Source organism: Prauserella aidingensis (genome assembly GCF_024171865.1).
In the GTDB taxonomy this organism is placed as follows: domain Bacteria; phylum Actinomycetota; class Actinomycetes; order Mycobacteriales; family Pseudonocardiaceae; genus Prauserella; species Prauserella aidingensis.
Genome location: NZ_JAMTCN010000057.1, coordinates 1 through 8,062, shown reverse-complemented (window position 1 = coordinate 8,062; position 8,062 = coordinate 1). Strand labels below are relative to the sequence as shown.

The 8,062-nt window shown below is 65.0% G+C and carries 9 protein-coding genes and 1 pseudogene; 2 read left to right on the top strand and 8 right to left on the bottom strand.

All coding sequences use genetic code 11. The features are described from left to right. Positions 1 to 8: 8 nt before the first annotated feature. From LY13_RS25235 to LY13_RS25205, 8 genes and pseudogenes are all read right to left on the bottom strand, one after another. A complete protein-coding gene (locus LY13_RS25235; protein ID WP_253831060.1) occupies positions 9 to 362 on the bottom strand; it encodes an IS3 family transposase in 354 nt (117 codons plus the stop codon). 73 nt (positions 363 to 435) lie between these two features. Then, positions 436 to 666: pseudogene (locus LY13_RS26250) on the bottom strand (transposase); the annotation flags it as partial. A 207-nt stretch (positions 667 to 873) separates the two neighbouring features. Next, positions 874 to 2,448, bottom strand: a complete 1,575-nt coding sequence (locus tag LY13_RS25230; RefSeq protein ID WP_253831059.1) for a bifunctional 3-(3-hydroxy-phenyl)propionate/3-hydroxycinnamic acid hydroxylase — start codon at positions 2,446 to 2,448, stop codon at positions 874 to 876. Between the two features lie 35 nt (positions 2,449 to 2,483). Then, positions 2,484 to 3,329, bottom strand: coding sequence for an alpha/beta fold hydrolase (locus tag LY13_RS25225; protein WP_253831058.1), 846 nt, complete (start codon positions 3,327 to 3,329; stop codon positions 2,484 to 2,486). After that, a complete protein-coding gene (locus LY13_RS25220) occupies positions 3,326 to 4,234 on the bottom strand; it encodes a VOC family protein (protein ID WP_253831057.1) in 909 nt (302 codons plus the stop codon). The genes LY13_RS25225 and LY13_RS25220 overlap by 4 nt, the downstream gene beginning before the upstream one ends. A gap of 128 nt (positions 4,235 to 4,362) precedes the next feature. Next, on the bottom strand, positions 4,363 to 5,190 hold the full coding sequence (locus LY13_RS25215) for a 2-keto-4-pentenoate hydratase (RefSeq protein ID WP_253831056.1): 828 nt from the start codon (positions 5,188 to 5,190) through the stop codon (positions 4,363 to 4,365). Between the two features lie 54 nt (positions 5,191 to 5,244). Then, complete coding sequence (locus LY13_RS25210; protein WP_253831055.1) at positions 5,245 to 5,997, bottom strand: SDR family NAD(P)-dependent oxidoreductase; 753 nt, start codon at positions 5,995 to 5,997, stop codon at positions 5,245 to 5,247. 55 nt (positions 5,998 to 6,052) lie between these two features. Further along, positions 6,053 to 6,808, bottom strand: a complete 756-nt coding sequence (locus LY13_RS25205; protein WP_253831054.1) for a fumarylacetoacetate hydrolase family protein — start codon at positions 6,806 to 6,808, stop codon at positions 6,053 to 6,055. Between the two features lie 203 nt (positions 6,809 to 7,011). On the opposite strand from LY13_RS25205, the gene LY13_RS25200 reads away from it, so the two are divergent. Together LY13_RS25200 and LY13_RS25195 are read left to right on the top strand one after the other, a co-directional pair. Beyond that, the gene (locus tag LY13_RS25200; RefSeq protein WP_253831053.1) at positions 7,012 to 7,740 is read left to right on the top strand and encodes a GntR family transcriptional regulator; all 729 of its coding nucleotides are present in this window, start codon (positions 7,012 to 7,014) and stop codon (positions 7,738 to 7,740) included. A 38-nt stretch (positions 7,741 to 7,778) separates the two neighbouring features. Beyond that, the coding region (locus LY13_RS25195) for a transposase (protein WP_253831052.1) at positions 7,779 to 8,062 on the top strand (284 nt) is incomplete at its 3' end.

Below are 8,062 nucleotides of genomic sequence, written 5' to 3'. Positions count from 1 at the left end.
TGCACTGGTCACGATGGCGACGAACCAGCCAAGCCCGAGCGCGAGCCAGCCACTACCGGCGACGAGGCCATCACGAAGTGTCGTTGCAGTACTAGCCCAAGTTCGCGCATCAGGTCAGCAACCAACCCGACGCTGCACGCGTGGCCTTCGCGGTTGAGCTGGGCGGCGACCCGGCGACAGCCGTAGATGCCCCGGCCCTCGGTGAACACCCGGTCCACGTGGGTGCCCAGCTCGCGCCGACGGGCCTGGGTGGCGGTCTCGGTGGCCACCCGTTTCCGCCAGGAGTAATACGACGAGCGTGGCACCCCGAGTAACCGGCACATCCAGGTGATCGGATAGTTGGCCTTCTCCGCGTCGATCACGGCGCAGCGCTCGGTTACTGCGACGTCCGCGCGAAGAAGGCCGCGGCTTTTTCAGGAACTCGTTTTCCATCCGCAGCCGGCGGATCTCGTCTTCCATCTCCGCCACGCGGGCTCGTTCGGACGGGCTCACCGGCTGCTCAGAACCGGGGTTCTCCCGACGCCACGCGTTGACCCAGTTGGCCAGCGTGCCCGTGTTGATCTCCAGGTCCCGGGCGACCTCGGCGACCGGCTTTTCGGTCTCGATCACCATCTGCACAGCCTCAGCCTTGAACTGAGCACTGAACCTCCGACGCTGCTCGGGCATGCACACATTCTCTCAAACGAGAGGACCTGTCCAAGATCTTTGGTACACCTCAGATTCGGCACAGGCAGGTTTGTCTCATGTCGGGGTGAAACCGGGGTACGGCAGAAACGGGCCGCGCCGACCCGTGGAGTTGATGCTCGCTAGCAGAACCCAGTGCCGACCGGCGCCACCCAGTGGGGAGGAGCCGGTCGGCACTGCTCGCCCCCGTCACGGCGGGGGCAGGATACCGAGTTTGTTGCCCAACTCGAGTACCAGACGGTCCGCATCTGCGCCCGATTGGCCGGAGCCGAAGACGTAGAAGTCCGGTCGCACCAAGACGACGCCAGCACCGGCGCCACCCAACCACTTCTGGTACGTGCCGTCCACGTCGTGCCAGGGGGCTGGGCTGCCCACGTGGTAGCTACTCCCTCGAAGCCGGCTCCACAGCTCGCTCGCTTGAGGGCCGAGCGCGGACGCGGGGTCGGCATCCAGCCCGATCAACGTGAAGCTGCCGCTCCCGCACACCTCGTCGAAGAGGCCGATCTTCCCGTGGTGTTCGATGCGCCCCTGGTAGCTGAGTGTGCCGGCGAGCGAGTCCCCAGCCGCCAGCATTCCGCTGGCGAGTGCTGGGCGCGTGTCCATGGGGATCTCGGTACCGTTGTCGCGCTGCTCGCGCAGTGCATCGTCCCATTGTCGGCGTTCTTCGGGGTCGGTGACGCAGATCATGCGGGCGAGCTCGACGGCCGTCTCGATCTGCGGACGCACATGGGGCAACCGTTCTTCGGTGTAATGGTCCAGGACGCTGTCCGGTGCCCGGCCATCGAGGACGAGGTTCAGGTGGTGGGCCAAGTTGGCCGCATCACGGACTGCTGAGTTGAACCCCTGCCCCAAGAACGGTGGCGTCAGATGCGCTGCGTCACCAGCGATGAAGACACGACCAGCACGCCAGTCGCGGGCCCATCGCCCGCGGAAGCGGTACGGGACGCTGCGCTCCAGTACCGCGTTCTCGGGGGTGACGTCCCACTTTTTCATCAGGCTCCACGCCGCCTCAGGCGTGGACATGCTCTCGCTGGTTTCCCCGGGCATGAGCATGAACTCGAAGCGCCTGCGGCCCGGACCGGCCGGTGCGACTGTCGTGGGGCGAGTCACGTCGAGAACCTCAGCGAGGAACGGCTTCCAGTCCCGAGTGACTGTGGGCTGGATGTCGACGACGAGCCACTCCGAGCTGAAGCCCAGATCAGTGAATTCGACACCCGTTTGTGAAGCCACGAGGCTGTTCGCTCCATCGGCTCCGATCACGTATTTCGCGGCAAGCGCACGGGAAGCGTTATCTGGCTTCGGTTCGCCGCAGCCATCACCGTCCACGTGCTGCACAACCACACCGTCGTCCACGTGGTTCAGTCCGGTCACGAGGACGTTGCGCATCACCGTGATGTGCGGGTTCTCGGTCACCAGCTCTTCGAGCAACATCTCGATGTCGGGCTGGTTGAACCCCGTCATCTCGGGAAAACCGGATCTCCCGAGCCCTCCCTGTCGGTGACTGAGCAGAACCTCACCCGCCGGGGTCAGGAACTCCGCTGGTTCCTCCGACCGTTCGACGAACTGCTCGATGCGCTGATCGACACCGGCTTGGTGAAAGACACGTCGCACCTCGTGATCCAGAGCGATGGCGCGCGGCTGCGGGTAGGGCTGCGGCCAGCGTTCGATAAGCGCCACCGAGTTCCCGCTGCGCGCGAGCAGCAGCGACGCCGTGAGACCCGCAGGGCCAGCGCCGATGACTGCGACGTCGGCGTCGAAGTTCATCACGTTACCTCCCGATCTTTCATATTGCCCAACCCCTACAGGGCGTCCTGGAAGAAGGCGCGAAGCAACGCCTTGAACCGGCCCTGCTGCTCCCAGTGGGCCCAGTGGCCAGATCGGGGAAAGACGTGCAGTTGCGCGTTCGGCAGGTGCTGCGCGAGGTAGTACGACCGCTCGAGGGGGAGCACGCGGTCCTCACGGCCATGGACGACGAGCACTTGATGGAGGATCTGCCCCAAGTCCTCGGGCGTGAAGTTCAACGCGGATCCGTTGGGATCGACCAACGCAGCAGCGACCCGTGCGATGTCCGGACGTGTCGCGATCTCCAGACGCTCAGCAGCCAGCGCATCGAGGTCGAGTCCGAGCTGGGCTTCGTCGTAGACGAACATCCGCAGCAGGTCTCGCATGGTCTCGATCGTCGCATCGGCAGCGAAGGCACCCGACTTGGCGACGGCATCCGGGGCGAGCCCACCATTCCCGGCGCTTCCCATCAGCACGATCTTGCGCAGGCGGGACGGGGCCATCTGCGCCATGCGAATAGCGATGATCCCACCCATCGAGTTACCCACGACATGCGGGGACTCGACCTGCAACGCATCGAGCAACGCCAGGGTGTTCTTGGCCCGGAGGTCGACCGAGGCCATCATCCCGGGCGGGAACGGGTCCGGACATGCCGAGTCACCGAAGCCGAGGACGTCCGGCGCGATGTTGTAGAACTCTGGAGCCAACTCCGTCAGCAGGCCACGCCAGTTGGCCATGGCAGTGACACCCGGCCCCGAGCCGTGCAGCCAGAGCACAGGAGTTGCATTCCCGGAGCCGCTCTCGTAGAGGCGGAGGGAGTGGTCGTCGGCCATCACGTCGCGCGAAGTGATGCTCTCAGTCATGCGTGCATCTCCTCGGTGTCGACCGGCCGCAGGATCCCTGGCGCGGGCCAGGCGTCACCCGTCGGATGGTGGCCCCAGATATCACCGCGGTCGATCATGTTCGCCTTAGTGGTGGGATCGCTCTCGATGGCCCCCCAGCCGTACTCGATCTGCACTCCCGAGGGGGTGTCGGTGTAGAAGGACACCATGTGGTCGTTGCAGTGGCGTCCGAGTGAGACCAGCAGATCTCCACGGCGCTGCGCCGCGTCCAGCGCGGTTCCGACGTCGTCGAGCGAACGCGCCTCGAGCATGAGGTGCGCGACGCCGGTCATCCCCGGGATGGGCACCAACGCCAGCGAGTGGTGTCGCGAGTTGCAGTGGTAGAACCGTATAGCCTGACCCATGGCGCGGATTTCGTCGCTCAAGCGGAACCCGAGAAGGTCCACGTAGAAGGCTTCCGCGATCGCCAGATCCGGCACGGCCAAGGCGACGTGCCCGACACCCTGCTCCGCGGTGACGAAGCCGGACATCGGACGACCCGGCTGGAAGGTGCCCTGCCGAAGAGCCAGACCCCAGTGCAGCTCCTGCCTCCAGCCGAAGGGGTCGGTGAACGATGCGAGGTCGGCCACGCAACGCTTCGCTGCGAGCTCGGCACTCTCTCGCACCACGCTGATGCCCTTGGATTCGAGTTCCGCGATCGCTGCTTCGAACTCGCGCGGCCCTCCTACGGACCATCCCAGGTGGTCCAGGTTGTCGACTGTCCCCTCTTCGACGGAGATTCGGTAGGCCGAGTCGTCCATGCGCAAGCGGACGACGCCGTCCCCCTCATCAGGGGCGACCTGCAGCCCGAGCACCTCCGGACCGTACTCGTTCCACTCCCCTGCGCGGGGAGAAGTGAAGCCGATATATTCCAATGCGTTGAACATGCGTTGATCTTCTCTCTATTGACGGCGGCGGGTCATTGATTGCCCGCCCTGTCCCACCGCGGCATCGCGCTTGGGGCAAGCTGCGGGTTTACCAGCTGGCCGGAACGCGCACGGCAGGAAAGCTCATCTCATTGCTCCGTCTGTCCGCCGAGGAACGACATTGCGACCGTGCCGAGGTAGCCGAAGTCGGCCACCGCCACGGTGGCCTCACCGCCCTGGACCGTCTCGGCTCCGGTGTCGAGGTACACGAATCGGGTCATCGAGCCGGACAACACGACTTGACCTGCTTCCAGCGTCACGTCGAACTCCGACAGCTTGTTGACGAGCCAAGCGATCGCGGTGGCCGGGTTGCCCATGACCGCCTCGCTGGTGCCGCGTTGTTCGACTCGGCCGTTCACCCGTACTTCCGCGGCGACCTCGCGCAAGTCGAGCGAGGCTGGCGACACGCCCTGGTCGGCCAGGACGATCGCGTGTGCGGACGCGTTGTCGGCGATCGAGTCGACCAGCACAGCGCCAGACTCGTACCGCGAATCGACGACTTCCAGGCAGGGCAGGATCTCGTCTGTGGCAGCCAGTATGTCGGCCACTTCCACTCCGGGGCCCTGCAGCCTCTTGCCGAGCCGGAAAGCCAGCTCCGGTTCGACCGCCGGCTGGAAGACCTCGTGCCGAGGGATCGTTACTTCGGACCGGTAGACCTTGGATTTCAGGACCACACCGAAGTCGGGCTCGTGGATGCCTGCCATTTCCTGGGCCGCACGCGAGGTCAGGCCGATCTTGTATCCGGCGATTCGATCGCCGGCCCGGAGACGCTCCTTGGCCACCTCGCTGGCAACCCGGTAGGCATCATCGACGTCGACATTCGGCAGGCGTTTGGACAGTAGCGGTGCGGCCACGCGATCACGTTGGGCGGTGATCAGCAGCGCGGCCTCGTCGGAAATTTGCTGCGGGGTCAGCATGTCGGCTCCCCGAAGCCACAGTCCATCCGGGTCTGCACAGTGGTGCTCCTAAGATCAGTAGGTCGAGCGGCCGCCGGAGAGGTCGAAGACCCCACCAGTGGTGAAGCTGCAGGACGGTGAGGCGAGCCAGGCGACGAGTTCGGCGACCTCCTCGGTAGTGCCGAGGCGCCCCATGGGGATCTTGGAAAGCAATGTCTCCAGCACAGCGGGATCACTACCCTCGCTTCGCACCATCGGGGTGTCGATGACCGCCGGGGTGACAGCGTTGACCAGGACGCCGTCGCGGCCGAGTTCCTTGCCCAGGGACTTGGTGAGTCCGATAACGCCGGCCTTGGACGCGGAGTATGCGGCCAGATGCGGGTTGCCCTCCTTACCGGCCACAGAGGAGACGAGCACGATGCGTCCTCGGTCGCTGCGACGCAGCTCGGGAACGGCTGCCGCGGTGGTGCGCCACACGCCGTTGAGGTTGACGTCGATAACGCGCAACCAATCTTCCTCGGGTTGTTCCCAGGCCGGAGTCGCAGCCTGCCCGATGCCAGCGGAGCAGATCAGCACATCCAGACCGCCGTAGACCTGCACGGCATGATCGACCCCGGCCCGGCAACCGGCCGAGGCCCGAACGTCGAGGCTCACCGCGGAAACCGGCGCCCCCGACGCCGCCACCTCGTCGGCGACCTGCTTCGCACGATTCCCGTCGATGTCGGCGACTACCACTGCAAAACCTCTGCGAGCGAGTAGTTCCACGCAGGCACGACCGATTCCCGAAGCACCACCAGTGACCAACGCAACGGCGGGTTTTTTATCCATCACACCTCATTTCAATAGCTTTATTGATCGTTTGTATGTGGAACTTCTCAGCCCCTCAAGCAGGCTGGGTCTCCGATGCTTCGCAGACGCGGTTGCGCAAGATCCCGACGTTGTCGATCTCTACCTCGACCTGCTGACCGGGTCGCAGAAAGGCTTGAGGTTCCATGAACATACCTACGCCGCCCGGCGTGCCGGCGGCGATCACGTCGCCGGGGTTCAGGGGAGTGAAAGCGCTGACGTAGGCGATGAGTTCGGGAATGGAGTGCACCATGTCCTTGATTTGCGCGCGCTGGCGCTGCTCGCCGTTCACTCGCGTGGTGAGCCATGCGTCGCCGATGTTGCCGACCTCGTCCGCGGTCACCAACCACGGCCCGATGGAGCCGGACCGGTAGAAGTTCTTGCCCGGAACCCACTGGTGGGTGTGCATCTGCCAATCCCGCGCCGACCCGTCGTTGTAACAGGAGTAGCCGAACACGTACTTCATCGCGTCGCCAACGTCGACCTGCCAAGCGGGGGCGCCGATGACGATGGCCAGTTCACCCTCGTAGTCGAACATGGTCGAAGCAGCCGGCTTGAGCAGGTCGGCTCCGTGGCCGACATGGCTGTCGGCGAAGCGGTTGAAGATCACCGGGTAAGCGGGCCGAGCCTCCTCGATCTCGGCTTCTTCGCGGTGTGTTGGGAAGTTGACCCCGGCGCATACCACCTTGTGCAGTTCGACCGGCGACTGCAAGCGCACCTCTGCGAGCGGAACAGCCTCGCCAAGCTCGATATCGGCGACCTCGGGCAAGCCCTCGCCGATGAGCTCCCGCACGGTCGTCGCTGTTACACCCGGCACCGACCGAGCCTCGACGACCGTGTCTCCCACTACGAACCCGCAGGACAGCTGCTCTCCTCGTACATATCGTGCAACCCGCACTGGCCCTCCTTAAAGTTCGATGCACCACGACAGCCGGGCGCACAGTATCGACTGTGTACGTAACTTTATAAAACTAGCAACAAGGTATACTCCTGGTCATGGTTCGTAAGCAAGGAAGCCAGAGCCTCGCAGTGGATACCTTCGAGCGCCTGCAGCAAGTGATCCTCGACGGCAGGTTCATCCCCGGCGAGCGCCTGCGCCCAGCGGAGCTCGCCGAGCAGTACGGGGTGAGCACGAGCGTCATCCGGGAGGCGCTGATCCGGCTCTCGGAGAAGAGGCTGATCGAGGTCTCGCCGAACCGCGGCTTCACGGTTATGCACGCGGGGATGGAACGTCTTCGGGATCTGATCGAAGTGCGAGTGGCCAACGAGACGGCCGCTCTTCAGCTTGCCATCGAGCGAGGTGACATGGAGTGGGAGAGCTCGGTGGTCGCCGCGCACCACCGACTGACCGCGCTCACCGAACAGACCCCCGGGTCGGTCGACGAGTGGTTCATCGCACATCTCGCCTTCCACGAGGCACTGCTCTCGGGGTGCGGCAACTCTTACCTGATCGAGGTCTGCGCCGAACTGCTCCGCGCCGGCGACCTCTACCTGCGCTGGTTCGGGCACGAAGCCGAGAAGACGGATGGGAGGGTTCTCGCCGGACGCGACCACGCCGCGGAACACGCGGCCATCCTTCAAGCCACCCTCGACCGCGACGCCGACCTCGCGACGAGCCGGTACGAGCGGCACCTTCAACTCACCGGCTCCTCGATCGCGGAGACCGAATCGAGGACATCCGACACCATGAGCAACGGGGCTGCTGAAGGGGTCTGTGACATCTGAGTTCGCTTGCCGAGAGGTGGGCGTGGAAGGATGCCACTGTGCCGAAGCCGTATCCCCGTGAGTTCCGTGAGGACGTGGTCCGGGTCGCGCGTAACCGTGAGCCTGGGGTGACGATCGAGCAGGTCGCCAGCGACTTCGGGGTTCACCCGATGACGTTGCAGAAGTGGCTGCGCGCGGCCGATGTCGAGGACGGCGCCAAGCCGGATCTGTCCTCCAGCGCGGCGGCTGAGCTGCGGGAGCTCAAGCGTCGTAATCGGCTGTTGGAGCAGGAGAACGAGGTGTTGCGCCGGGCGGCGGCGTATCTGTCGCAGGGCAATCTGCC